This is a genomic window from Cryomorphaceae bacterium (assembly GCA_017798125.1).
Classification (GTDB): Bacteria; Bacteroidota; Bacteroidia; order Flavobacteriales; family ECT2AJA-044; genus ECT2AJA-044.
This window is the reverse complement of sequence record CP059070.1, coordinates 1953163-1978087: the sequence shown is the minus strand read 5'-3', so window position 1 is coordinate 1978087 and position 24925 is coordinate 1953163. Positions and strand designations below refer to the sequence as shown.

The 24925-nt window shown below is 48.8% G+C and carries 19 protein-coding genes and 1 tRNA gene; 9 read left to right on the top strand and 11 right to left on the bottom strand.

Annotation, left to right across the window (positions count from 1 at the left end; all coding sequences use genetic code 11):
• Positions 1 to 3: 3 nt before the first annotated feature.
• Positions 4 to 1452 (bottom strand): MBOAT family protein, encoded by a 1449-nt coding sequence (locus HZ996_08675; GenBank protein ID QTN39209.1) that lies wholly within the window; start codon positions 1450 to 1452, stop codon positions 4 to 6.
• Between the two features lie 103 nt (positions 1453 to 1555).
• A tRNA-Ser gene (locus HZ996_08670) sits at positions 1556 to 1640 on the bottom strand.
• Between the two features lie 108 nt (positions 1641 to 1748).
• On the opposite strand from HZ996_08670, the gene HZ996_08665 reads away from it, so the two are divergent.
• Positions 1749 to 3230, top strand: a complete 1482-nt coding sequence (locus HZ996_08665; GenBank protein QTN39208.1) for a GWxTD domain-containing protein — start codon at positions 1749 to 1751, stop codon at positions 3228 to 3230.
• Between the two features lie 45 nt (positions 3231 to 3275).
• On the top strand, positions 3276 to 4316 hold the full coding sequence (locus tag HZ996_08660; protein QTN39207.1) for a glycosyltransferase family 2 protein: 1041 nt from the start codon (positions 3276 to 3278) through the stop codon (positions 4314 to 4316).
• On the opposite strand, the gene HZ996_08655 is transcribed toward HZ996_08660, so the two are convergent.
• The gene (locus HZ996_08655; protein ID QTN39206.1) at positions 4307 to 4732 is read right to left on the bottom strand and encodes a 3-dehydroquinate dehydratase; all 426 of its coding nucleotides are present in this window, start codon (positions 4730 to 4732) and stop codon (positions 4307 to 4309) included. The two genes, HZ996_08660 and HZ996_08655, sit on opposite strands and share 10 nt — an antisense overlap.
• A gap of 19 nt (positions 4733 to 4751) precedes the next feature.
• On the opposite strand from HZ996_08655, the gene xerD reads away from it, so the two are divergent.
• A complete protein-coding gene (gene xerD, locus HZ996_08650) occupies positions 4752 to 5636 on the top strand; it encodes a site-specific tyrosine recombinase XerD (protein QTN39205.1) in 885 nt (294 codons plus the stop codon).
• Here the strand turns inward: xerD and HZ996_08645 are convergent.
• The 4 genes from HZ996_08645 to sucC form a co-directional block, all read right to left on the bottom strand.
• Positions 5633 to 6253: a DUF4294 domain-containing protein gene (locus HZ996_08645; protein ID QTN39204.1), complete on the bottom strand. Its 621-nt coding sequence runs from the start codon at positions 6251 to 6253 to the stop codon at positions 5633 to 5635. The two genes, xerD and HZ996_08645, sit on opposite strands and share 4 nt — an antisense overlap.
• A 26-nt stretch (positions 6254 to 6279) precedes the next feature.
• Positions 6280 to 7770, bottom strand: coding sequence for an acetyl-CoA carboxylase biotin carboxylase subunit (gene accC, locus HZ996_08640; protein QTN39203.1), 1491 nt, complete (start codon positions 7768 to 7770; stop codon positions 6280 to 6282).
• Positions 7771 to 7773: 3 nt separating this feature from the next.
• Positions 7774 to 8400 carry a T9SS type A sorting domain-containing protein gene (locus HZ996_08635; protein QTN39202.1) on the bottom strand — a complete coding sequence of 209 codons (627 nt, stop codon included), beginning with the start codon at positions 8398 to 8400 and terminating at the stop codon, positions 7774 to 7776.
• A gap of 171 nt (positions 8401 to 8571) precedes the next feature.
• A complete protein-coding gene (gene sucC / locus HZ996_08630; protein ID QTN39201.1) occupies positions 8572 to 9762 on the bottom strand; it encodes an ADP-forming succinate--CoA ligase subunit beta in 1191 nt (396 codons plus the stop codon).
• Positions 9763 to 9933: 171 nt separating this feature from the next.
• Between sucC and HZ996_08625 the strand changes: the two genes are divergently transcribed.
• The 5 genes from HZ996_08625 to HZ996_08605 are packed head-to-tail and all read left to right on the top strand — an operon-like array spanning position 9934 to position 17082.
• Entirely contained in the window at positions 9934 to 12354 is a 2421-nt protein-coding gene (locus HZ996_08625; GenBank protein ID QTN39200.1) for a carbohydrate binding family 9 domain-containing protein, read from the top strand.
• Positions 12351 to 13016: an ABC transporter ATP-binding protein gene (locus tag HZ996_08620; protein QTN39199.1), complete on the top strand. Its 666-nt coding sequence runs from the start codon at positions 12351 to 12353 to the stop codon at positions 13014 to 13016. Before HZ996_08625 ends, HZ996_08620 begins: the two co-directional genes overlap by 4 nt.
• Positions 13013 to 13774: a TIGR02757 family protein gene (locus tag HZ996_08615; GenBank protein QTN39198.1), complete on the top strand. Its 762-nt coding sequence runs from the start codon at positions 13013 to 13015 to the stop codon at positions 13772 to 13774. Before HZ996_08620 ends, HZ996_08615 begins: the two co-directional genes overlap by 4 nt.
• Before the next feature lie 30 nt (positions 13775 to 13804).
• On the top strand, positions 13805 to 15826 hold the full coding sequence (locus tag HZ996_08610) for a BatA domain-containing protein (GenBank protein QTN39197.1): 2022 nt from the start codon (positions 13805 to 13807) through the stop codon (positions 15824 to 15826).
• Positions 15826 to 17082, top strand: a complete 1257-nt coding sequence (locus HZ996_08605) for a dihydroorotase (GenBank protein ID QTN39196.1) — start codon at positions 15826 to 15828, stop codon at positions 17080 to 17082. Before HZ996_08610 ends, HZ996_08605 begins: the two co-directional genes overlap by 1 nt.
• Here HZ996_08605 and HZ996_08600 read toward each other — a convergent pair whose 3' ends face one another.
• Both HZ996_08600 and HZ996_08595 read right to left on the bottom strand, forming a co-directional pair.
• Positions 17083 to 20007, bottom strand: coding sequence for a T9SS type A sorting domain-containing protein (locus HZ996_08600; protein ID QTN39195.1), 2925 nt, complete (start codon positions 20005 to 20007; stop codon positions 17083 to 17085).
• 95 nt (positions 20008 to 20102) lie between these two features.
• The gene (locus HZ996_08595) at positions 20103 to 20858 is read right to left on the bottom strand and encodes an MBL fold metallo-hydrolase (GenBank protein ID QTN39194.1); all 756 of its coding nucleotides are present in this window, start codon (positions 20856 to 20858) and stop codon (positions 20103 to 20105) included.
• Between the two features lie 61 nt (positions 20859 to 20919).
• Here HZ996_08595 and HZ996_08590 point away from each other — a divergent pair, with 61 nt between their 5' ends.
• A complete protein-coding gene (locus tag HZ996_08590) occupies positions 20920 to 22353 on the top strand; it encodes a TonB-dependent receptor (protein QTN39193.1) in 1434 nt (477 codons plus the stop codon).
• A gap of 3 nt (positions 22354 to 22356) precedes the next feature.
• Here the strand turns inward: HZ996_08590 and HZ996_08585 are convergent, their stop codons facing one another.
• Together HZ996_08585 and glmM are read right to left on the bottom strand one after the other, a co-directional pair.
• On the bottom strand, positions 22357 to 23493 hold the full coding sequence (locus HZ996_08585; protein ID QTN39192.1) for a cysteine desulfurase: 1137 nt from the start codon (positions 23491 to 23493) through the stop codon (positions 22357 to 22359).
• A gap of 4 nt (positions 23494 to 23497) precedes the next feature.
• Positions 23498 to 24883 (bottom strand): phosphoglucosamine mutase, encoded by a 1386-nt coding sequence (gene glmM, locus HZ996_08580; protein QTN39191.1) that lies wholly within the window; start codon positions 24881 to 24883, stop codon positions 23498 to 23500.
• Positions 24884 to 24925 lie beyond the last annotated feature (42 nt).

Here is a 24925-nt window from a genome sequence, read left to right as displayed (position 1 = left end):
CCTCTAGAATTGAAAATAGATGAAGTCTTCCTGTCCGGTATTCATGAATAGAATAATGATCCAGACTAAGCAAATACGGAGCACCTGTTGATTCCAAAGAGACCTCTGAACCCAACTAGCAAGGGCGTGAAGTTCTCGACGACCACGCCATTCCACAACGATCATCAAGATCATCATCCCGCTCAAGGCCAAAATCGAAAGAGCGTCTTTAGGATCAACTACTCCCCTAGCCTTGGTCCAATCCAGCAACCCACCGTAATAGGCACCCGCCTCGGCAAGGCTATCCGCCCGGAATAAGATCCATGCGAGTGTGACCAAGATGAAGGTCAAAAGAATACGGGTCAAATCGGATAATCGAGGGAGTAGACGATCTTGGGCAACCACCTGCAAGTGACGGCGGTTGCGTCCAAAAAGAAGTAGCGGAATAAAGAGTAAGGCATGAGCCAGTCCCCAAAAAATAAAGGTCCAATTGGCTCCATGCCAAAAGCCGCTTACCACAAAAATGATGAAGGTGTTTCGAATGACCCTTACCGTGGAGGTTCTTGAGCCCCCAAGTGGGATATAGAGGTAATCGCGAAACCAAGTCGATAGCGAAATGTGCCAGCGTCTCCAGAACTCAGCGATGTCACGCGAGAAATAAGGAAAGGCGAAATTTTGTCGGAGATCGATGCCGAATAACCTTGCTGTACCAATGGCTATATCCGAATACCCGGAAAAATCTCCGTAGATCTGAAAAGCAAATAAAACAGCCCCAGCAAAAAGCTGGAGGGGATTCATGCGATGCGCGTGTTCAAAAATGTAGTTGACGTAAACAGCTGATTGGTCTGCGATGACCAGCTTCTTGAAAAGTCCCCATAGGATTTGGTTGACACCATCCGATGCTTGAGTATAGACAAAGGATCGAGTCTTTTGGATCTGTGGAAGTAAGTGAGATGCACGTTCGATGGGACCAGCCACGAGCTGAGGAAAAAAACTGACATAGGCTGCAAAGGCGACTAAGTCCCGGCTCGGCTCCATCTTACCCCTGTACACGTCCAAGGTATAGCTGAGCGTTTGAAACGTGTAGAAACTGATTCCAACAGGCAAGACCCATTCGATTCCCTCGAAGGTGACTTCGCGACCGAAAAAGGTGAACGCCTCTTGCAGATTGTCCAAGAAGAACCCGTAGTACTTAAAAACGCCCAACAGTCCTAGGTTGACCAAAAGACTGACCCACAACCAGAATTTGGAGGGAGATGCAGTATCGCGCCGTAGGCGCAAGGCAGCGGTATAATCCACAAGCGTGCTCAGAGCAATAAGCGACAAAAACCTCCAATCCCACCATCCGTAGAATACATAGCTCGAAATCAAAAGCCATGCGTTCTGTATGCGTAAGTCTCTTTTGGACAGAAGCCAGTAGACCGCAAAAACGATCGGCAAAAAGATCGCAAAGTCGATGGAATTGAAGAGCATGGAGCGAATTTAGGAATAACTGTCTTGGCTCATTCAAGACAACCCAGGACAGGCTAAAATTGAAAAAGCCCACACATTTCTGTGCGGGCTTTCTCTCCTTTTGCGGAGAGGGAGGGATTCGAACCCCCGGTACCTCTCGGTACGCCGGTTTTCAAGACCGGTGCATTCGACCACTCTGCCACCTCTCCTTTCGGAGGGGCAAAATTAAATAATCTCTTTCAATTGGCACAAGCTAAAATGACATTCTTCCTTAATTTCGTATCTTAGTTAGTTCACGGGTTAAATCAGTGCGTATTATGAAGAAATGGCTTTGCATTGCTACGCTAGCGCTATTCTCAGCAAGCTTTACATCAGGAAAGAACATCGGTGTCTTTATGGATTATGCCACCTTTACAGCAGGTGGAACGGCTCCATATGTTGAAATCTATTTCTCCTTTGTCGGAAATAGTCTCGATTGGAATATTGGAGAAAACGGCCAGTACCAGAGTGCCGTAGATGTGCTGATCTCCATCTCACAAGGGGACTCTGTGGTATACCTGGATCGCTACAAACTATCCGGTCCGAACATTGCCGACACCACCGGCACCATCGACAATTTTCTGGATCTGCAGCGAATTCCCATGACCAACGGGAATTACAACATGTACGTAGAAGTCTCGGATGCACACAATCCCGAAAGTTCTCTGAGCTCGACGATCCCACTGAAAGTGGACTATGAAAATGATCAGGCTCGTTTCAGTGACATTCAACTGGTTGAACGATATGAAAAATCCGCCGCCCCAAGTGTTATTACCAAGAGCGGGTACGATCTGATCCCCCTTCTGCCCTTTTACAGCTACTACTACCCCGGGGAAGTGTCAGAAATGCACTTCTATGCAGAGCTCTACCACATGGACAAAAAACTAGGCGCAGATCAGCCTTATTTGATTCAGTATTACTTGGAGTCTCAAGCCACCGGCCAAATGGTCCCTCGGTTTGCCGGATACCAAAAGGCAGAGGCTTCCGAAACGACTCCGGTTTTGAGGTCGTTTAATATTGCGAATCTGGCCACGGGAAAATATCGTTTGGTCATCGAAGCCAAAGACATCGAAAACAACATCATTGCCAAAAACGTGATCTCCTTTGACCGCCACAACCCTGAACTCGAATTGGATTTGGAGCACAGTGAGTTACTTGCGGTCGAAAACACTTTTGTGAGCCGAATGACGAACGCCGATTCATTGGCCTTGTACATCGATTACCTCTATCCCATCTCTGGATTACTGGAAAGACGTCTGGCTAAGGAAGTTATTGGACGAAACGATGTCGCAGAAATGCAGCGATTCTTCTACGGATTTTGGACCAACAAAGACAAGTACAACCCAGAAGGTCTTTGGGACATGTACCACGAGCAGGTCAAATTCACCAACAAGGCCTACTCTACCCGGATTCAAAAAGGCTACAACACAGATCGAGGACGTGTTCACCTCCAATACGGTACGCCAGACGATCGCGACGGCCGCCCGTTTGAGCCAGGTGCTTATCCGTATGAGATTTGGCTGTACTACACCCTGGAGCAAAACCAACAGCGCAACGTCATTTTCGTCTTTATGAATCGCGATTTGTCGACGAATGATTTTGAGCTGATCCACTCTGATGCCATCGGTGAACTCAACAATCCGAACTGGCAAATGGAAATTGTACAACGGGATGTCGCCAACCGTGATATGGATGCCACTCAAGCACCTGATCGCTGGGGTTCTAGCCTTCAGAACAACATCATTATTCCGAACCGCTAAGACGGCCTTAATCCGTACCTTCGCGCCCTAAACGCGTGTATTCCTTTGTCCTGTAAAGTAGCAGTCGTCATCTTAAATTGGAATGGTCGTGCCCTGTTGGAGCGCTTTGTACCATCTGTTCTAGAGCATTCTAATGCCGAGGGTGTTGAGGTGTACGTAGCCGACAATGCCAGTTCGGACGATTCGGTCAACTACTTGCGCGAGCACTACCCCGAGGTGAAAATCATAGAGAATGCCGAAAACGGTGGTTACTCAAAAGGGTACAACCAAAGTTTAGCCCAAATTGAGGCGGAGTACTATGTGCTGTTAAACAGCGACATAGAAGTAACGCCGAACTGGATTGAGCCCGTCATTGAGCTCATGGAATCCGATGATATGATTTCGGCTTGTCAACCCAAAATCAAAGACTTAAACAGAAAGGAATACTTCGAGTACGCCGGAGCAGCAGGAGGATTTATCGATCTCTTTGGATATCCTTTTTGCAGAGGTCGCTTGTTCAGCACCTTGGAAAAAGACGAAGGGCAATACGATGAAGTAACCGAAATCTTTTGGGCTTCGGGCGCCTGTCTTTTTGTTCGTGCCAATGCCTTCCGGGAGGTTCGTGGTTTAGACGAAAACCTATTCGCTCACATGGAGGAGATCGATATGTGCTGGCGAATGAAGAATCTGGGGTATCGCATCATGTACTGTCCTGAGGCCGAAGTGTTTCACCTCGGCGGAGGCACATTGCAATCCGGAAGCCCTCGTAAAACCTTCTTTAATTTTCGAAACAACCTGTTCATGGTGTTTCAGAACATGCCTAGAGAGCGTTTAATCTGGGTGCTCTTTATTCGTATGGTGCTCGACGGAATCGGGGCATTCAAGTTCTTGCTCGGCGGTCAGCCCCAGCACTTCCCTGCTGTTGTTCGGGCCCACATCGATTTCTATCGAAATCTGCGCAAACTGACGCAGCGCCGCCTTCGGAACGAGGTACGCTATCAGCGCATTAAATACTACAACGCATACAGAGGGAGTATTGCCTTCGCCTACTTCCTCGGCGGACACCGTAAATTCTCTTCTTTGAAGGAGAGCAGATTTTATCGTTGACGCTCCAATAGTGCTTCTACAGCAAGGCGGTAGCTATCCAATCCAAATCCCGTAATTACACCGATTACTCCGTGACTTAAGCGGCTCTCATGTCGAAAGGTCTCGCGGTCATACACGTGGGAAATATGAACTTCAACGGCTGCAACGTCCACTGCGCTAAGCGCGTCTCCAATAGCCACCGAGGTATGCGTATAGCCGCCTGCATTGATGATGATCGCATCTTGATCGCCCATACAGGCTTGAATATCATCAACCAGTTCCCCTTCATGATTGGACTGAAAGGAGCTGAAGCTCACGTGTGGATAGCGCTCGTTCAATTCACTCAAATAATCTTCAAAGCTTCGACCGCCGTAGATTTCCGGGTCTCTTGTGCCGAGTAGATTGAGATTGGGTCCGTTGATGATTCGTATCTTCATAGCCTTGCGAAGATAAGGCATGAAGTGGACAAGTGCATTGACGGAATTTGAGGCGTATCTAAAGCTGGAAAAAGGACTAAGCCCGCTTTCGGTGAGCGCCTATCGGCGCGATGTCCGACAACTCGCCGACTTTCACCCAGATCGTTCACCGCTCAAAATCACTCTCCAAGATCTCCGGGACTTCATCGCTGAGTACTCGAAAAGTGGGCGATCGCCGCGCAGTCAGGCGCGATTGATCTCCAGTATTCGATCATTTTATGGCTACTTGATCGTAGAAGACCTCATCGAAATAAACCCGGCAGAGCTGCTCGAGGCACCGAAGGTCGCTCCCAAACTTCCCGACACCTTGAGCGTCGAGGAAATTGACGCTATTATTGAGGCTGTGGACTTATCGTCCCGTCAGGGAGAAAGAAACAGAGCAATACTGGAAACCCTTTACGGATGTGGGTTGCGGGTTACGGAATTGATCAATTTACGCTTGAATGACTTGTATCCGAAGCAAGGGTATCTCAAGGTCATTGGAAAGGGAAACAAGCAGCGACTGGTTCCCCTGGCCGATATCACTTATAAGTACATTCGAATCTATGTCGAAGAGGTTCGCGTCCACCAGAAGCCGAAAAAAGGACAGGAAAACATAATTTTCCTCAATAACCGAGGAACAAAACTGTCGCGAGTAATGATCTTCAAGCTGGTCAAGGAAATGACGGAAGCTGCTGGAATTCGAAAAAACGTATCCCCTCATACCTTTCGACATAGCTTTGCGACGCACATGATCGAAGGTGGAGCGGATTTGCGCAGCGTTCAAGAAATGCTCGGACACGAGAGTATTACCACAACGGAAATTTACACGCACCTAGATCAGTTCTACCTCTCAACGGCGCTCAAGCACCATCCGCGCTCCTAGAGGGGATCTTCGACTCCCGGGTATTGGGGCCTTTCGATAATTCCAGCTTCAAAAGCCCTGTTTAAGATATTCTCGATCCAAATATCATCTCGAGTGTTGACGGGGTCGTATTCTTGTTTGAGGTTGTTGTCATAGAGCTTGGCCATGCCCTGCCATACAGCCGCACTCATCCCTCCTCTATACTCCTTGATGATTTCATGAGTGGTTCGTCCCGTCTCCCGGTTCACGAGCTTGACCAGGATAACTCCTTCAGACCGCGTGAGTGTCTTGAGCGTATCCTTAAAGTTCTCGGACATATAGCGCTGGACTTCTTTCGCGTACTTCTTTCGTTTCCGCTTGCGCTCCTCACCCTCTAAAGCCGTGGTTACGGAATGGTACTGCTCCGCTGCTTCTTTGGCAAAAGGCCAAACTTTCAACACCTTACGTCGAAGAATATAGTAATCCCGACGGTCATCATACTTGCTTAAATCAGGTAATGCCGTAACCGTTATCTCAGGCAATAAAATCTCCTCAATACGCGCATAACCTTCAGGCGGGGCCGTTTTATTGCTGTCGGTTTGCCCGAAGACGCTCGCGCTGCCCAGCAGCGACAATGATATGATGAATAGGGCTCTCACTTCTTAATAACGCCCCGCTCAAGCGGTTAATTGAGTCTATTCCGCTTCCAAGCAGAGCCGCCAGCTGGGGTCGATTCGCTTTTCGTGGTTTGAACGGCTTGGCTCTGGTGGCGAACTAAGGCAGCAGCCACGATGGCAGCCAAGGCTTCCTCATCTTCTGCTTTTTGATCCAGCATCTCTGGCTCAAAGTACTTCTTGACAAAATGAGTATCGAAATCACCACTCACAAAAGCTTCGTGGTTCATCACAAAGTCTCCAAACTTCAACGTGGTCTCCACTCCGGAAATCTCATAATCAGCAATGGCCCGCTTCATGCGGTCAATGGATTCCTGACGATCCTTTCCATAGGTAATCAGCTTGGAGATCATCGGGTCGTAGTAGATGGGTACATCCATTCCTTCTTCGAACCCATCATCTACGCGGATTCCGGGGCCAGACGGACGTTTATAGGTCTTGAGTTTCCCGATGTCCGGTAAGAAGTTATTCTGCGGATTCTCCGCATAGACCCGGACTTCCATAGCATGACCTACCAAGGGAACATCCGCTTGGCTGTATCCCAGCTCCTCTCCCCTTGCCACGCGGATCTGCTCGCGAACCAGGTCAACGCCCGTGATCATTTCCGTCACAGGATGCTCAACCTGAAGACGGGTATTCATTTCGAGGAAGTAGAAGTTGCGATCCTCGTCTACCAGGAATTCAACAGTTCCAGCTCCTACATAATTACATGCTCTTGCGACATCACAAGCGGCTTCTCCCATTCGTTGGCGCATCTCAGGAGTCAAAATAGCAGAAGGCGCTTCTTCTACTACCTTCTGGTGACGACGCTGAATGGAGCATTCACGCTCATGGAAATAAACGACGTTGCCGTGGGTATCTGCCATAATCTGAATCTCGATGTGACGAGGTCCGGCAACGTATTTCTCTATAAAAACCGCACCATTACCAAAAGCGCTGGTCGCTTCAGACACGGCCAACTCCATTTGCTCGACAAATTCCTCGCTTTTCTCAACGATGCGCATTCCTTTACCACCACCACCTGCAGAGGCTTTAATCAGAATCGGGAACCCGATTCCCTCGGCAATGTGCTTTGCGGCCTCAATATCGGTGATAGCCTCGTCCGTTCCTGGAACCATCGGTACATCGTGATCCTTGACCGCAGCTTTGGCCGAGAGCTTATCTCCCATGACCTCCATGGCTTCTGGAGACGGTCCAATAAGGGTAATTCCCGCGTCTGTTACAGCCCGAGCAAATCCTGCATTCTCAGAGAGGAATCCATAACCCGGGTGAATGCCGTCAACGTTAAGGTTCTTGCAAACTTCAATAATGCGATCCATCATCAGATAACTCTGATTGGAAGGAGGTGGTCCGACACAAACAGCTTCATCGGCGTAGCGCACATGAGGTGCATTGCGGTCCGCTTCACTATAAACAGCTACTGTAGATATTCCCATATCCTTCGCTGTTCGCATAACGCGCAAAGCGATTTCTCCCCTATTTGCAACTAAGATTTTTTTCATCGATTACTCTTTTATCAAACGAGAGACTCCTTGAACTTGCTCATTACCCCAGTAAATGACATAATTTCCCGCGGCCAAGGACGTCAGGTCCCATTTTAACTCAGTCAATCCACGCACATCAGCTTCGCGAACCACTCGGCCATATAAATCAAATAGTGTGACGCGTTCCATCCGGTCTTGAGCTTCCCAACGCAAGGTCACATTACCGCTTGTCGGATTCGGTCCAACGGCCATCCAAATGTCGTTGTGCTCTCCAATTGACGCGGTGGCCGTTTGAAAGCTGACATTTCCGCCATACCAAACGGCAGCCAAGTCTTGAGCAAAAGCCCTTACATAGTATTGTGTATTCGGATCGAGTCCGGTCATGGTAATGTCGTATTGACCAATTCCCTGACCGCTCGGCAACATACCAATATTGGTATCTACATCCGGGTCTGGCAGCAAATCCCAAACGATTCCTCGTGTGAAGATGAAGTTTCCGCCATCACTGAGGATATCGCCACCAGAAGTGGCGGTGGTAGACGTAATATTAGTTACGGGCAGGGTAATTAAGTTCGGGCCTTGAGGATCAGTCTGTGCAGCAGATCCAAGCGCCGAGAGAAAGAATAAGGTGACAAGGAGATTTTTCATCGCGCTGAATTTCATCATCCGAAGATATAAAAAAGGGCTCCATTGCTGAAGCCCTTTCTTACCCTTTCAGGTTGCGCTATGTCCGTCATCATCCTCATGATGACACTTCAAAAATGCAACCTTATTTGATGTATACCTTGAAATCTCGTTGCAAGGTTTTGCACTATTGTTTCAGGCCAAAACTTCTTTCACTTTATCGGCCGCTTCCTGCAAGAGAATAGCCGATTCTACTTCCAATCCGCTGTTATCAATGATCTCCTTGGCCTCTTCGGCATTGGTTCCTTGCAAGCGGACAATGATCGGAACATTGATGTCATCCATGTTGCGATATGCATCCACAATCCCTTGAGCTACGCGGTCACAGCGAACGATTCCACCGAAGATGTTCACCAAAATTGCCTCTACGTTGTCGTCTTTAAGAATGATACGGAAGGCGTTTTCTACACGCTTAGCATCTGCTGTACCTCCAACATCCAAGAAGTTTGCTGGGTTCCCTCCGGCCTGCTTGATGATGTCCATAGTCGCCATCGCCAAACCAGCACCGTTTACCATACATCCGACATTTCCATCCAATTTGACGAAGTTCAATCCAAACTCTCCAGCTTCAACTTCAGTAGGATCTTCTTCTCGCTTGTCGCGCAATTCCGCCAAGTCTTTGTGGCGGAAAAGTGAGTTGCCATCTAAGGTTACTTTGGCATCTACGGCCAAAATTTTATTGTCCGAAGTCTTCAACACAGGGTTGATTTCAAACAAGCTTGAATCAGAACCTGAGTAAGCTTTCCAAAGAGACATGGCAAATCGAACCATGTTTTTAAACGCATCACCTTCAAGACCCAAGTTGAAAGCAATACGACGTGCTTGGAAAGGCAGAAGGCCTAGAGCAGGGTCAATTTCTTCTTTATAAATACGATCCGGAGTCTCTTCAGCAACTTGCTCAATATCCATTCCTCCTTCAGAAGAATAGACCACCATGTTGCGTCCTGTTTCACGGTTCAGCAAAATAGACATGTAAATCTCAGAAGTCTCTGACTCTCCCGGATAGTACACATCCTCAGCAATCAATACTTGATTGACCAATTTTCCCTCTGCTGAAGTCTGTGGTGTGACCAAGTGCATGCCAATGATGTTGGACGCGTGCTCGCGAACTTCATCAAGGCTTTTGGCCAATTTTACACCACCACCTTTACCTCGTCCACCAGCATGAACTTGAGCTTTTACTACCCACCAAGAGGTTCCGGTTTGTTCGCTCAACTGTTTTGCTGCCTCTACCGCTTCATCAGCACTTGATGCGACGATACCGCGTTGGATGTTAACTCCGTAAGAAGCGAGGATCTCTTTACCTTGATATTCGTGTAAGTTCATCTGGGATTTTTTGTTTGTAGTGCAGCGCAAAAGTACGGCACTGTGTTCAATTTTCGAAAAAACGTTTTACCCTTTATTGTGTTATGCTTCCGTTAACGTTTTTGTATGTCCATTGTCCTTACCTTTGCCTCGTCGAGCTCCTTTGTCAACGACTCGTCAAAAGCTTGCTGAATGAAGCGCTTAACACTACTCATTACCCTATTTCTCCCTTGGCTGATCTGGGCGCAGACCGGTGAACAGAAGAAGATACAGGCCGTTCGTATCGACGCTCCTCCAAAAATCGATGGCGACATCTCAGATCTCATCTGGTACGAGGCACCCATTGCTACGGGCTTTACAGAACTAGAGCCGGATAATGGAGCACCTGCTCCGGAGAACATGCGTACTGAAGTCCGTATTCTATATGACGACAATGCATTGTACTTCTCATTTAAGAACTACGATGTTGATCCGGACAGTGTTCTCCGTGAACTCGGGCCAAGGGATAGCCAAGGAAAGAATACGGATTGGGTTGCCGTTTGGCTGAACCCCTATTCTGACGGTCAGAACGACATCAACTTCTTTCTTTCCGCCGCTGGAGTGCAGACCGATAGTAGAACCACTATTTACGGTGATGACATGGCCTGGAACGCGGTTTGGGAAAGTGCCGTTCAAATCACCGATTACGGATGGAGCGCTGAATTGCGCATTCCCTACTACGCCTTGAGGATTCCAGAGGCAGATGTTTTGTGGGGTTTGAACATGGGGCGTTATGTCCGACGTACACGACAGCTTTTTACCTGGAACTTTATCGACAAGAGTTTTGGTACTTACGAGCAGCAGAATGGACGTATTGAGGGGATAAAGAGCATTAAACCTCCAGTAAGATTGAGCTTCATGCCCTACGTTTCTGGATACCTGAACAACTACGATGGACAGTCCAGTACAGACTTTAATGCAGGGCTTGACCTGAAGTACGGGATCAACAACTCCTTCACTTTGGACATGACCTTGGTGCCTGATTTTGGTCAAGCTCGCTTTGACAACCAAGTCTTGAACTTGAGCCCTTTTGAAGTGCGCTTCCAAGAAAACAGGCAGTTCTTTACAGAAGGAACCGAACTCTTTAGTAAGGGAGATTTATTCTACAGTCGACGCGTTGGCGGCGTGCCCTACGATTTCAGCAGTCCCTTTGAAATCGCCGATTCAACTGGAGAAACGGTCATTAGTAACCCAGCGCAGGAACGGGTCATCAACGCTACGAAAGTTTCGGGACGGAACGCCCAGAATCTCGGAATAGGAGTTTTTAATGGAGTGACCATCAATACCTACGCGACCCTTGAGGACAGTTTGGGAAATCAGCGGGACGTCCTCACCAATCCTACCTCGAACTACAACATGCTGGTCCTGGATCAGCTCTATGGCGACAACAACTACGTCACTTTGATCAACACCAACGTGCTTCGCCAAGGGAAAGAGTATCACAATGCGAATGTCACGGGACTAATGGTTCGGCACCAAACGAAGAATAGCGCCTTAATTATTGAAGGTGACGTACGATCGAGCCAGTTATTCTACGAAGATTCCGCTTCCATTGGCTATGCGACCAATCTCTTTTTGGCGCGCGGAAAAGGAAACTGGCGATGGTTCTTTGGCCATGAGATGCTAACGGATAAGTACGACATCAATGATATGGGCTTCTTAACCAACAATAATGAACTCAATCATTTTGGTGGAGTAGAATACCTCACGTTTCAACCTACAGACTGGTACAACAACCTATATGCAGAACTATTTGCTTTCAATGGCTGGCTGCAAAATCCACTATCGTATAGATATGTCGGTGTTGGCTCTAATGCGCGGTTGACCTTCAAAAACTTCTTGACCATTGGAGGAAACTTGAATACCGATTTGTACGAGGTTCACGACTATTTCGAACCACGAGTTTCTGGTCGCTATTTGGTTCGACCCGTTAAGACCTATAGCCAACTGTGGTACTCCAGTGATTATCGGAAACCCTTTGCCTTAGATTTACGGGTTGAGAGAGCTTGGTACCAAGGATTTGGGGCGGATGACTACGGAATGACGGTCTCCCCTCGTGTTCGCGTCAACAACCATTTGAGCTTCGTTTATCGCTTTCAACACTTTTGGAACTTCAACGATGTTGGTTGGGTCAATCAAGAGGATAACGGAGACATTATTATGGGTAAGCGCGACCGAACAACCATGATTAATCAGTTGACTGCGGATTACGTTTTTGACGAAAACACCAGTATCAACTTGATTTTCCGACACTACTGGTCCACAGCGGAATACAATGATTACGGGGTTCTTCAAGACGATGGCTCATTGGTTTGGCTCGATGTATACGACGGTGATTACGATGTGAACTTCAATGCCTGGAACATCGACTTGACTTTTTCTTGGTGGTTTGCACCGGGCAGTCAAATGACCTTCCTCTATCGTCAGGCCATCCTGGCGTCCAACGACCAGCCCGATTTGAGTTTTGGGGACAACCTTCAGAATCTGTTTCAGCGCCCCCAACAAAATAACATTAGCTTGCGCATCATCTATTGGCTGGATTACAATACCTTGGTCCAGAGTCGTAAAAAATGATCCGAGCGGAAAACATCCACAAGTCCTACGAGGACCTACGCGTGCTTAACGATGTTAGCCTTGAAGTAAAGCAGGGCGAAGTTGTGAGTATTGTGGGCGCCAGTGGCGCGGGTAAAACTACCTTGCTCCAGATCCTAGGCACCCTTGATAGACCGGACAGCGGTCGAATTTTCATCAACGACCAGCGCATTGATCAGTTGAATCCCAAGAAACTGAGCGATTTCCGAAATCAGCATATTGGATTCATCTTCCAATTCCACCACCTGCTGCCGGAATTCACGGCTTTGGAAAACATCTGCATGCCTGCTTTTATTCAGCGACAAAGCAAGTCCGAAGCGGAAAAAAGAGCTCTTGAATTGCTTGGATTCCTAGGTCTATCAGATCGTCGTGATCACAAGCCCAGTGAGCTAAGTGGTGGGGAACAGCAACGAGTCGCCGTCGCTCGAGCGCTCATGAATCGTCCGGGCATAGTTTTCGCAGATGAGCCTTCGGGAAACCTCGATAGCCAAACCGCTACAGAGCTGCACGAGCTTTTCTTCCGATTGCGCGATGAATTGGGGCAAACCTTTGTGATCGTTACGCACAACACCGAGTTGGCCCTGATGGCTGATCGTTCCTTGCACATGAAAGATGGTCGCATCGATCGAGATGTGCCCCGATGAAAAAAGCAGAACTCAAGGCCTTTCTCGACGAAAAAGTCGCCGCTTACGAACATCCCTCCTTCCTGAGTGATGACCCCATTCAAATACCGCATAGCTTCTCCCTACGGGAGGATGTAGAAGTTGCTGCGTTCCTCAGCGCTACGATTGCCTGGGGACAGCGCGTAACCATCATCAACAACGCTCGAAAACTCATGGATTTGATGGGTTCAAGCCCCTATGATTTTGTCATGAACCATAAGGAAGAGCACCTCGATCGATTTTCCGACTGGTGCCACCGAACCTTTCAACCGGAAGACCTTCACTATTTCCTTCGCGCACTCAAGGAGTTGTACTCGGCCAAAGGCAGTCTAGAACCCTATTTTGCTCGGCCGCAAAGTTCTGACTTGTCCGGAGGCATTCATTCCTTTCACGAGTCGTTTTTTGCGCATCAACCTCCCCCTCGAACTCGAAAACACGTCAGTGATCCCTTCAAAGGATCCGCCGCAAAAAGACTCAATATGTTTTTGAGGTGGATGGTTCGCGATGGTGCTAAGGGTGTGGACTTTGGGCTGTGGACCAGTATTTCTCCGTCCCAGCTCTCTTGTCCTCTGGACGTGCACAGCGGAAACGTGGCGCGAAAACTTGGTCTACTTCGCAGAAAACAAAACGACTGGAAGGCCGTTCAAGAACTGGACCAATCGCTTCGTCGCCTCGATCCTGTGGATCCTGTGAAATATGACTTTGCCCTCTTTGGCTTAGGCGTATTTGAAGGCTTCTAAAGCGAATCGCTTTTCATACATTTGCCCCCAATGAAATTTGCACATCCCGAATTTCTCTATGCCCTCTTCGCACTGGCCATCCCTGTGCTCATCCACCTCTTCAATTTTCGTCGGTTCAAGACCGTGTACTTCACGAACGTTCGCTTTCTACGTGAACTTCAAGAACAGACCAAGCGACAATCCCAGCTCAAACACTACTTGGTCTTACTGAGTCGTCTTTTAGCTGTAGCCTTTTTAGTCTTTGCTTTTGCCGGGCCCTATCGGGCCGATGAGGCCCAAAGCAGCGGAACACAAAGCTTTGTCTCGCTATACATGGACAATTCGTTCAGCATGGACGGACAGAGCTCTGAAGGCCGATTACTCGACGTGGCGAAACAGCGGGCCGTAGAAGTCGTGGAAAGCTATGGAAGCACCGATCGCTTCCAAATCTTGACCAATGATTTTGAAGGGCGTCATCAGCGCTGGATTACCCAGGAAGCAGCCGTCAATGAGTTGGAGCAAATTGAGTTGAGTCCACAGGTTCGCCCTCTAGAGCAAGTGTACCGCCGTCAAGCTGATTTGCGATCTGAGATGGATCGCGACGGGGTATTTGAACCTATTTGGTTCAGCGATTTTCAACGGAACGGAAACGAATTCTCCTCTTGGCAACCCGATTCCGCATTTTCAGTTCGCTGGGTCCGCTTTGAACCTGAGATAGAGCAAAATCTATACATCGACAGTGTTTCATTCGACCGGCCCTTGCGTCAACCCGACCAAAACGAAGTATTGCGCGTTTGGGTACGGTTTTCAGGCGCAGAAGCTCGAACGGACATCCCTCTACGCCTCTTGCTCAATGGACAGCAAAAGGCGCTCAGCACCTTTAGTATTGAGCCTGGAGAGCGCAAAGAAGTTGTACTGAGCTACCTCAATGGAGGTCCTGGTTTTTATCGAGGAGAGGTTCAATTAGAAGATTACCCGATCACCTTCGACGATCGGTTCTTCTTTCAATACGAAGTTCGGGAGCAGGTGTCCGTCTTGGAATTGCATGAAGATGTTTATTCAGCCAGCCCACTGACCCTGCTCTTTCAGCGATCGGAGTTTCAATATGACCGAGTATCGGTGCAGGCCGTGGACTACGCGCGCTTGGGACGGTACGATCTCGTGGTCCTGAACAACCCTAAGAATCTTTCAACAGGTCTCGCCGGAGAACTCAACCGCTTTATGGAAGCGGGAGGTACGGTTGCTTTGTTCGCAGGACCGAATAGCTCGGGATTGGAGTTGTTGGGTGAATTAGGATTAGGGGGCGCAATGAAGGATTCCGTCAAACTCAATAAGATCGAATATCGTCATCCACTCTTTGCGGATGTATTTGAGGCTCAGCCCGAGCGTATGGATTTCCCTCAGGTTTTTGAGTACCGCCCAGCGGTTATCGCGCCGCAGGCGCAAATCCTGATGGAAATGGAGAACGGGCTTCCCTATTTGTACCGTTTGCCGAAAGAGAATGGACAGTTGTTCGTCTTTGTAACGGACTTGCAGAACGCCTCTGGGAATTTCCCGAGACACGCGCTCTTCCCGCCAACGCTGTACAATTTGGCCTATTTGAGTGTTCCAGAACCGGCGCCTTACTATTCGCTGGGGCGAGAAGAATTGGTTGAGCTCAAAGGTGTAGCGGATGCCTCCGAGAGTGGGGATGATCCTTTCCGGCTTGAAGGTGAGGCACTGAGCGCAATTCCGGCACAACGGATCCAGCGTGGAGCACTTTTGCTGGAAACGGCTGAATCCGTGGAGGACGCAGGATGGTACCAGCTCAAAAGAAAAGACAGCACCTATGCCTACTTGGCCTTCAACTATGACCGTCGCGAGAGTGATCCAGCGGTTTGGACCAGCGAAGAATTGGAAAATGCAACGCTAGACTGGCCCGAAAATGCCCGCCAACAGTATGTCGGTGAACGTTCTCAACTAGCGGGTATGCTGCAAAAAGATAGCCTGGGAAGGTCGTTTTGGAAACTGTGTATTCTCTTAACTTTGTTGTTCGTACTGATAGAAGTACTGCTCCTTAAATTCTGGAAGTGATGAAATTACTGCTACGCTCTGTGCAGGTCATCGACCCGCAATCGCCCTGGAACGGAAAAACCGTGGACGTGGAATTAAAAAATGGTCGCGTTAGCGCCATTGGAGGCAAGCTTTCTCTTTCAAGCGGATTCAAAGAAATTGACGGTGCTGGGAAATGCCTTTCCCCTGGATGGCTGGATCTTCAAGCGGACTTTGCCGAACCGGGCACAGAATGGCGAGAAGACCTGAGTACCGGAGCTGAAGCGGCGGCACGCGGCGGGTTTACTGGAGTTTGCTTGAGTCCTTTGACTTCGCCTGTGGTCGACAACAAAGCGGGAGTCGAATACTTCACACGCCGTTCAGGGGATACGGTCGTTGAACTCTTACCTAAGGGTTCTTTGACGGTTCACGCCGCTGGGGAGCAAATGGCCGAACTCTTCGACATGCACCAAAGCGGAGCGGTTGCGTTCAGCGACGATTATCGCGCCGTGACGAATCCGAACCTCATCAAACTGGGTCTGCTCTATACCCGCGATTTTAACGGGCTAGTCATGAGTTTTCCACACGAACCAAACATCTGTGGAAAGGGGGTCATGAATGAAGGGCCGGAAAGCACCTACCTGGGCTTGAAAGGTATGCCCAAAATGGCGGAAGAGATTATAGTTCAGAGAGACCTCGACCTTGCGGAATACACCGGAGGACGTCTTCACATACGCACGATTTCAACGGCCAAGAGCGTTGAATTGATTCGACGCGCAAAAGCCAAGGGCTTAAATGTGACCGCCGACGTATCCGTCGCTCATATCGCCTTTACAGATGGTGAGCTGCGCGATTATGATACGCGCTGGAAAATTCTACCTCCACTGCGGGAGGAGGTCGATCGCAAAGCCTTGATTGCCGGATTGAAAGACGGCACCATAGATGCCGTAACCACGAATCACAAGCCTCAAGACATTGAGACTAAAAAATGTGAATTTGACCTCGCGAGCTTTGGAATGATTGGCTTACAAACCGCCTATTCACTTCTTCGCCGTGAATTCTCGGACGAAGACTGCGTCCGCCTTCTAGGAATTCAACCGAGACAGGTTCTTGGCCTGGATGCGCCGACCATCGACGTCGATGCTGAGGTGAACTACACCCTCTTCGACCCTAAGGCCAAATGGAACTTCACCGAAAGTGAGGTGGCTTCTAAATCAAAAAACTCCCCGCTGTTGGGCAGGGAGTTCTCTGGAAAAGCGATTGGCGTGCTTCGCGGGAAGCACTCCGTATTCTTTTAATTATTGCTTGACAAACGTCTTGGTTTGAACCGTGCCGCTGGCGCTGAGTACCAATTGGTACGTACCGCGAGCCAATCCCTGCACGTTCAAGCGAACCTTGTGATTCCCAGAATCATAGGCCCCGAGCTCTTCTTGAATAAGTACACGGCCGGTGATGTCCACAACTTGAGCCGTCAATTCTTGATTGTTGTGCAAGTCAAAATCCAAGGTCAATTCTTGGGCCACTGGGTTCGGGTAAATGCTCAAGGCACTCACCTCTGATTCTTCCAAACCAATGCTGGATGATTCCCATACCTCTAAATCGTCGATAGCCGCTTCAACTACCGCTCCTGGATCAAAGTCTGAAGCCACGAAACGAATACTTACGGTGCCTGTTGGCGTCATGAAATCAGAAACGCGGTGTACCGCACGTCTCCAACTTTGATCCCAAGCACGTGTATTCTCAATTTCCGTCCAAGTGGCGCCTCCATCATTAGACATGTACACAATCCAAGGATCCGTTCCCGGGTTGCTTCCCGTATTGTTGGAGAACCAACGGTAGTAGGAAATCAGAGGATCTGTATATCCCGTCAAATCAAGTTCGGGAGAAATCAACGTCGTCTCTCCCCCATCAACATCATCTTGGGTGAAAATTCCACCTCCGCTGTTTCCAGTCACTGCACAAATAAAGCCTCCAGGGGTATTTTGAGATCCTGGCTGCACTTCTCCGGCCGATGGATCATTTCCCGCATAGGTTGGATCGGGCACATCAATAGTCCACATACCCGTTGTAGCACCGTCTGAAGCCAGACCTTCCGTCCAGTTACCTTGATTGAAGTCAAAGTCCTCTATGTGCATTTGGTTGTAGCCCACCAGGATATTATAGGACAAGTTACGTTGTTCAGGGTCTGAATTACTCGCCTTTGATGGTGTCTCAATGGCGGAAAGGCCGTTGACGTCATCCAAGGTCACGTAGTAATCAATGATGGTACCCGAAGGTTGTGCAGGAATCTGCCCCTCGTAGTTAATCCCTGAGGTATTGGTCATTGGAACCGTATTCCACGCACCGTTTCGATCGATTTGGTAATGAGCGGTAACCCCACCGAAATACTGGTTGAATTGCACGTTCACCGCAGCAGAAAGCGTGATGGATTGATTGATGGCTGCACTGGCTACTGGAGCGTGTGTGAGATCAATGATACCCATTAAGGTTATTCCGTGATCGTTGAATCCGCGGGTAATTCCCAATCCATTTGGCGTTCCGTTGGTGATGTCGTTATCTCCTCCATTCGCAACTACGTCATCAGCCGCTAGAGTTTCCAGAAGAACGTCGTAGTACAACTGCCCTGTTCCGCTCAACGTGTGTGGCTGCATGGGCAAACCGAACCATCCTTGAGACCAGATATACGTGATGGAGTCCATGTCCAAGCCCGTGTATCGGAAGCTGTCCCAGAACGAACCCGCAATGATCTCTCCATCATTGTGCACTTGACCACTCCAGTCGTCGGGATAAACCTTCAAACCCTGATCGTAACGTCGAATAGAGCTACTGGTATCGTTTGGATTAATCCCTTGAGCTAAGATGCTGTCCTGTGTTATGGAAATTCCCCATATGTCCGCATACCCCTCATTCATTCCTCCATTAGAAAAGGAAACACCGTTGGACGAATAAAATCGGCCATTAATTCCGTGCCCGTATTCGTGGTAAACTACATCCTTCACTTGTGCTAGTGAATAGCAGCTCGTTGCGGCCGTGTAGAAGTTGATGGAAGAGCCATCGTAGAACGCATTACACTGATGCGGTGTGATTTCAATATTACACGGCAGGGGTAAATCTAAACCCGTAAAATTCGGGAAGAACCTTTTCATGTGGTTGTGGACCAACTCCGTGTGGTAATAAGCAGAACGTGCCTCAACAGTGAAGAGGTCTGAAATATCAAGGGTGTCCGAAGTAGGTGTTACACTCAGGGTTGCACTTGCAACAGGTAGAATAGTCGGATCTATACGAACGGATACCCACTCTCCACGGAGCTTAATGATTACGTTAGATGGGTTGTTGAGCGTTGCAACAAAGTCTCCAAATGCATCCGCTTGAATGGTCGTTCCATCTATATCCACTTCAACATTACCAAAGGGCTCCTTTGTCTGTGGCTCCCATACACGTCCGGTGCGAACATCTCCATGCACGTGCGTGGTGTCATTGGTCATCGTATGCACCTTATTCTCGCGGTAGAGTACTGTTCCGTCGTTCACGTCCACGTAGGTGGTGTAGATGGCCGGGATGTCTTGTTGGGAATAGACCGTAAATTCTGCAATCTTGTGGTATTCGTAAACCCCATCACCAGGGAAAGGATAAATGAAATAGTCTTCAAAGTCCACATCCGTCACGTTCGGAAGACCAGCCGTAGCAAAGCCCTCAAGAGCTCCCTGAGAAAGTTCGCTTCCTCCAGGAAGAGTAATGCTTGGGTGTACGTCAAGACCAAAAAGAACCAGTCGTCCATCTTTCGTGAATTTGAAATCGGCACGAGCATTCTTGATCAGCAAACCTTGATGGCGCTGCTGCAAAATGAGGTGCTCGTAGTCGGCCGTTTCTGTTTTGGTCAAAAATTCCAATTCGTTCATCGGAATTTGCCAATCTCCAAAAGAGGTGGTCAAGAAAGACTTAGCTGTCGCCTCTGAAGCTACTCCTAAAGAAAATGGAGTACCAAAAGCTCGGTGAGGAAGCCCTGTGCGCTCGTCAAATCGAGCCATCCAGTTCGGTTGATCGGAAATGAAGTTCTGCCAAACCGGACCGTTGGTCAAAGCTTGCTGAACAGCTAAACTCGGGAGTTGATTGTCGTACTGATATCCGATGCGATAGGCATCTTGGTCGTGTTCACCCCCCGCAAAAGCGGACAATGAGAAAAGAGCTGCCGCAAGACAACTGAGTAGAGATCTTCTTTTCATTCGGTGTAATGTTGGGTTATCGAACTCCGAAGTTAACTTATTCGGAGCACTCATAGTTCAATACGTCGGATTTTCCACTAACGTTGGCAGGGATCTTAAAGCCTGATCGTCAGCCCATCCCACGCCAAATTCACGTTATCCGGAAGCTCAGGAGAGACTTCCTCGTGCCGGCCCAACTGATGACTGATATGGGTAAAATACGCCTGCTCAGGCTTCAATCGCTCCACCCATTCGAGCGCCTCACTCAATGAAAAATGGCTGTAGTGTGGCTCCCGTCTAAGTGCATTCAACACCAGCACTTTACTTCCTTCCATCAGCTTCTGCGCCTGCGGCGCGATGTCATTGGCATCCGTCACATAAGTAAACCCACCGAAGCGGAACCCGTACACCTGAAGGTCGCGATGCATGACCGAAATAGGCTGGATATCGTGACCCATGATCGTGAAAGCGGAGTCGGTCAATCGTCGGAATTCAATGGCCGGAACGCCCGGATAGTCTCCAAAGGCATAACTGAACCGTTCGCGAATGTCTGCTTCCGTGTGGTCCGAAGCGTATAAAGGCATCGGGGTCCTCTGAAAATAGTTAAAGGCACGAACGTCGTCGAGACCAGCCACGTGATCCGTATGCTCATGTGTATACAGCACGGCATCCAACTTTTTTACACCCGCTCGAAGCATTTGAAACCTAAAATCAGGCCCCGTATCCACAACCAGAGTACAATCCTCCCACTCCACCAAAATGGAGCTCCGGAGTCTCTTATCGCGCGGGTCCGAAGATTGGCAAACGGAACAATCGCACCCAATCATAGGTATTCCTTGTGATGTGCCAGTTCCCAGAAAGGTGATTTTCATGGGGGTAATTTATGATTTATAGGGTGGGTCTTATACCTTTGTTTTAACGTACGCTTCAAATATGGATCGAATCATTCTCCCGACCAAGCAGAAAGCGCTTCAAATCAACTTGGACTCGGACATCTACGGGACCTTTGCAGAGATTGGAGCGGGACAGGAAGTTGTTCGCCATTTCTTTAGAGCTGGTGGGGCTTCTGGGACCATCGCGAAAGCGATGAGCGCATACGACAAGGACTTTTCAGACGCTATTTACGGAAAGGGATCAGACAATCGGTACGTGACCGAGCCGCGTTTGCGCCAGATGCTCAAACAAGAGTACGGACTAATGGTCGAGCGATTGGACCGCCAAAAGTTCCCGACCAAGCGCTTCTTTGCTTTCTCCGACACCATTGCGACGATCAACTTTGCAAAGACGTTTAAAGGCCATGGCTGGCTAGGGATTCGCTTTCAGATAGAACCCGATACAGAGCCCTCTGAAATCGTAGTGCATATTCGGATGCACGAGAACAATGCGCGCGCTCAGCAAGAGAGTATTGGTACATTAGGTGTTAACCTGATCTACGGTGCCTACTACTTCTACCGAGATCCTAAGAAATTACTTCTTTCCCTCTACGACAACCTCAGCCGAGAGCAGATTGAAATTGATATGATCAATTTTCTCGGTCCTGTCTTTGGGAAGGTCGATAACCGTTTGATGAGCCTTCAGCTGGTGAAAAACGGCATGACAGACGCCGTTATCTTTGGCCCAGACGGAAAAAACATTCAGCCTTCAGATCTTTTGTACAAGAAAAACATCTTGACGCTGCGCGGGTCATTCCGTCCGGTGACCAAGGTGAACATTGACATGATCAAGAATGGCTACAAGCTCTTCGTCAAAACCAAGCGCGTACAAAAGGACAAATTGCAAGTGCTGTTCGAGATCACCTTGCACAACTTGAGTATGGACGGCTCTTTGGATGAACAGGATTTCATTGATAGAGCAGACATCCTGTGTAGCTTGGGTCAGACGGTACTGATCTCGAACTACAAGGAATACTACAAACTGGTGGAGTACTTCTCGAGATTCACCAAGGCCCGCATGGGCTTGATCATGGGGGTTAATAACCTTTTGGAGATTTTCGACGAAAGCTACTACCGCGATCTCAGCGGTGGTATCATGGAGGCCTTTGGAAAGCTCTTCAATCGAGATTTAAAGGTATTCCTCTATCCATACCAGCCGAACAAAGAAGAAAATCTATTGAACAGCAAGAATCTGAAGGTGCACCCACGCCTCAAGCCCTTGTATCAGTATCTTCTTTACAATCGTAGAATTGAGGATATCGAGCATTTCGATCCTGAAATCCTACAGATTTTCTCTCCTGCTGTTCTGAGCATGATTCGAAATGGAGAACCCGGTTGGGAAAAGATGATTCCACCCTATGTGGACAACATCATCAAGGAAAAAAGACTCTTCGGCTACACCGAACCTGTTGAAGAAAAGGTTGAGAGCGAATAAGATTTATTCGTTGTACAGTCTAATGATTTGCCCGACGGCGTAATCCACTTCCTCTTCTGTATTGTAACGACTAAAGCTCAGGCGTACGGCCGGACGCTCCGGATTACTACCTATTGCGGTCAACACATGCGAGCCAACGTTGCTGCCGGATGAACAGGCGCTTCCTCCAGATACGCATACCCCTAGGATGTCCAAATTAAAGAGCAGCATGCTGCTGGCCTCATTCTCGGGTAAGCAAATATTCAGCACTGTGTAGAGACTGCGGTCAAGATTGTCGCTATCGCCATTGAATCGAACATCATTAATACCAGCTTTCAAACCATCAATGGCTCTTCGCTTCAAGGATTCGACAAAAGCACGATGCCCTTCCAAATCCTCATAGGAGAGCTCCATGGCCTTAGCCAAGCCTACAATACCGTATACGTTTTCCGTTCCGCCCCGCATGTTGCGTTCTTGAGCTCCTCCATGAATGAAAGGTTCTTGAGCCAGTCCTTTTCGGATATACAAGAATCCGATTCCCTTTGGGCCGTGAAATTTGTGCGCAGCACAGGTAATGAAATCGACGTCCGTATTCGCTAGGTCAAATCGATAATGCGCCATAGACTGCACCGTATCGGAGTGAAATAATGCTCCGTGCTCTCGGCACATTCTACCGACTTCTTCCAAAGGAAGCAGATTGCCAATTTCGTTATTGGCATGCATCAAAGACACCAGGGTCTTGGTGGACTCATCGGAAAGAAGGCGTTCCAAATCTTCCAGGTCAACGTGGCCTTTATCGTCCAGTTGCACATGCACCACCTCCACTTCACCGTGCGCACCTAAATGATCTACCGTGTGCAGTACCGCATGGTGTTCAACAGAAGAAGAAATAATTCGGCGAACACCGTGATCACGAACCGCGCAGTAAATCGCCATATTATCGGCTTCCGTTCCACCTGAGGTGAAAAACAGCTCTCCTGGAGTGCAATTGAGGAAGCGGGCAATCTGCTTACGCGCCAATTCTACCTTTGTCCGGGACTCGCGTCCCTTGGCGTGCGTAGAACTCGGGTTTCCAAAATGATCGCGCATGACCGGCACCATAGCATCGATCACCTCAGGGGCGATCGCCGTTGTTGCCGCGTTATCTAAATAGACTTTCATAGTTTCAGGTTAGGGCCAAGACCTCGTCGCGGAATCGATCTGCGAGCGCTGACGCACCTTCTGGTGATCCACTCTCCGAATACACGCGAATAATGGGTTCCGTGTTTGACTTCCGCAAATGTACCCACTCTTGCGGAAAATCAATCTTTACTCCGTCAATGGTGGTTGGAGCGAGATCGGCATACTTCGACGCCATTTGATCCAATAGTCCGTCCACGTCCATACCGGGTTGCAGTTGAATCTTCTGCTTGCTCATGAAGTAGCTGGGGTAGCTTGCTCTGAGCTCGGTCATTTTCTTTTGACCTTTGGCGAGGTGTGATAAGAAAAGCGCTACGCCAACTAAGGCATCTCGACCGTAGTGTAAGGCGGGTAGAATAATTCCCCCGTTCCCTTCTCCACCAATGGTGGCGTTGGTCTCTTTCATGGCCTTAACAACATTCACCTCCCCAACGGCGGAAGCCGTGTAGCTTTGTCCGTGGTTTTCGGTCACATCCCGCAAAGCACGAGAGGACGACATATTACTCACGGTGTTTCCGGGCTTAACGCTCATGTAGTAATCTGCACAGGCGACCAGAGTGTACTCTTCACCAAACATGGATCCATCCTCAGAAATAAAAGCTAAGCGATCGACATCAGGATCGACCGTAACTCCCAGGTCACAGCCATTCTCCACTACGGCAGTACTCAAATCCGTCAAGTGCTCAGCTAAAGGCTCAGGATTATGCGGAAAATGACCCGTAGGCTCGCAATAAAGCGCTGTGACTTTGCGCACTCCTAAGGCTTCCAAAAGCATCGGTATCGCAATTCCTCCGGTGGAATTCACTCCGTCCACAGCGATAGAGAAATCAGCGGAACGTATGGCCTCCACATCAACTCCTTCGAGTCTAAGCACAAGGTCAATGTGTCGTTGGATATAGTCTTCTTTCCGTTCTACGGTACCGAGCTCTAAAACGGGCACGTAGTCAAAGTCTTCCGCCTCTGCTAAAGCCAAAACTTCCGCTCCCTTTTCTGCATCCAAAAACTCCCCTTCACTGTTGAGCAGCTTTAGAGCATTCCATTCGATTGGATTGTGGCTGGCCGTGAGAATGATTCCTCCGTCCGCTTTTTCGAGCGGAACAGCTACCTCGACAGTAGGTGTAGTACTCAGGTCCAAGTCGACTACGTCTATTCCTACCGAGCGCAAACTGGCCACGACCAAATCCTGAACGATAGGCCCGCTGATTCGACCGTCGCGTCCAACGACTACGCGGGGCTTGGAACTGCCACTTTGGCGCTTAATCATCGTGCCGTAGGCACTGGCAAACTTAACCGCGTCTACCGGCGTTAAATTATCGGACACTTTGCCACCTATTGTGCCCCGAATTCCCGAAATACTCTTGATTAACGGCATGGAATGGATTTTGCTGTCCAAAGATAGATTTTCGAATATGCT

Coding starts and splice junctions, on each gene's coding strand:
- HZ996_08655 (QTN39206.1), bottom strand. CDS start 4,732: ATGAAGATACGAATCATCAACGGACCCAATCTCAATCTACTCGGCACA.
- HZ996_08615 (QTN39198.1), top strand. CDS start 13,013: ATGAAAAAAGCAGAACTCAAGGCCTTTCTCGACGAAAAAGTCGCCGCT.
- HZ996_08600 (QTN39195.1), bottom strand. CDS start 20,007: ATGAAAAGAAGATCTCTACTCAGTTGTCTTGCGGCAGCTCTTTTCTCA.
- sucC (QTN39201.1), bottom strand. CDS start 9,762: ATGAACTTACACGAATATCAAGGTAAAGAGATCCTCGCTTCTTACGGA.
- HZ996_08610 (QTN39197.1), top strand. CDS start 13,805: ATGAAATTTGCACATCCCGAATTTCTCTATGCCCTCTTCGCACTGGCC.
- glmM (QTN39191.1), bottom strand. CDS start 24,883: ATGCCGTTAATCAAGAGTATTTCGGGAATTCGGGGCACAATAGGTGGC.
- HZ996_08665 (QTN39208.1), top strand. CDS start 1,749: ATGAAGAAATGGCTTTGCATTGCTACGCTAGCGCTATTCTCAGCAAGC.
- accC (QTN39203.1), bottom strand. CDS start 7,770: ATGAAAAAAATCTTAGTTGCAAATAGGGGAGAAATCGCTTTGCGCGTT.
- xerD (QTN39205.1), top strand. CDS start 4,752: ATGAAGTGGACAAGTGCATTGACGGAATTTGAGGCGTATCTAAAGCTG.
- HZ996_08620 (QTN39199.1), top strand. CDS start 12,351: ATGATCCGAGCGGAAAACATCCACAAGTCCTACGAGGACCTACGCGTG.
- HZ996_08590 (QTN39193.1), top strand. CDS start 20,920: ATGGATCGAATCATTCTCCCGACCAAGCAGAAAGCGCTTCAAATCAAC.
- HZ996_08585 (QTN39192.1), bottom strand. CDS start 23,493: ATGAAAGTCTATTTAGATAACGCGGCAACAACGGCGATCGCCCCTGAG.
- HZ996_08635 (QTN39202.1), bottom strand. CDS start 8,400: ATGAAAAATCTCCTTGTCACCTTATTCTTTCTCTCGGCGCTTGGATCT.
- HZ996_08625 (QTN39200.1), top strand. CDS start 9,934: ATGAAGCGCTTAACACTACTCATTACCCTATTTCTCCCTTGGCTGATC.
- HZ996_08675 (QTN39209.1), bottom strand. CDS start 1,452: ATGCTCTTCAATTCCATCGACTTTGCGATCTTTTTGCCGATCGTTTTT.
- HZ996_08595 (QTN39194.1), bottom strand. CDS start 20,858: ATGAAAATCACCTTTCTGGGAACTGGCACATCACAAGGAATACCTATG.
- HZ996_08605 (QTN39196.1), top strand. CDS start 15,826: ATGAAATTACTGCTACGCTCTGTGCAGGTCATCGACCCGCAATCGCCC.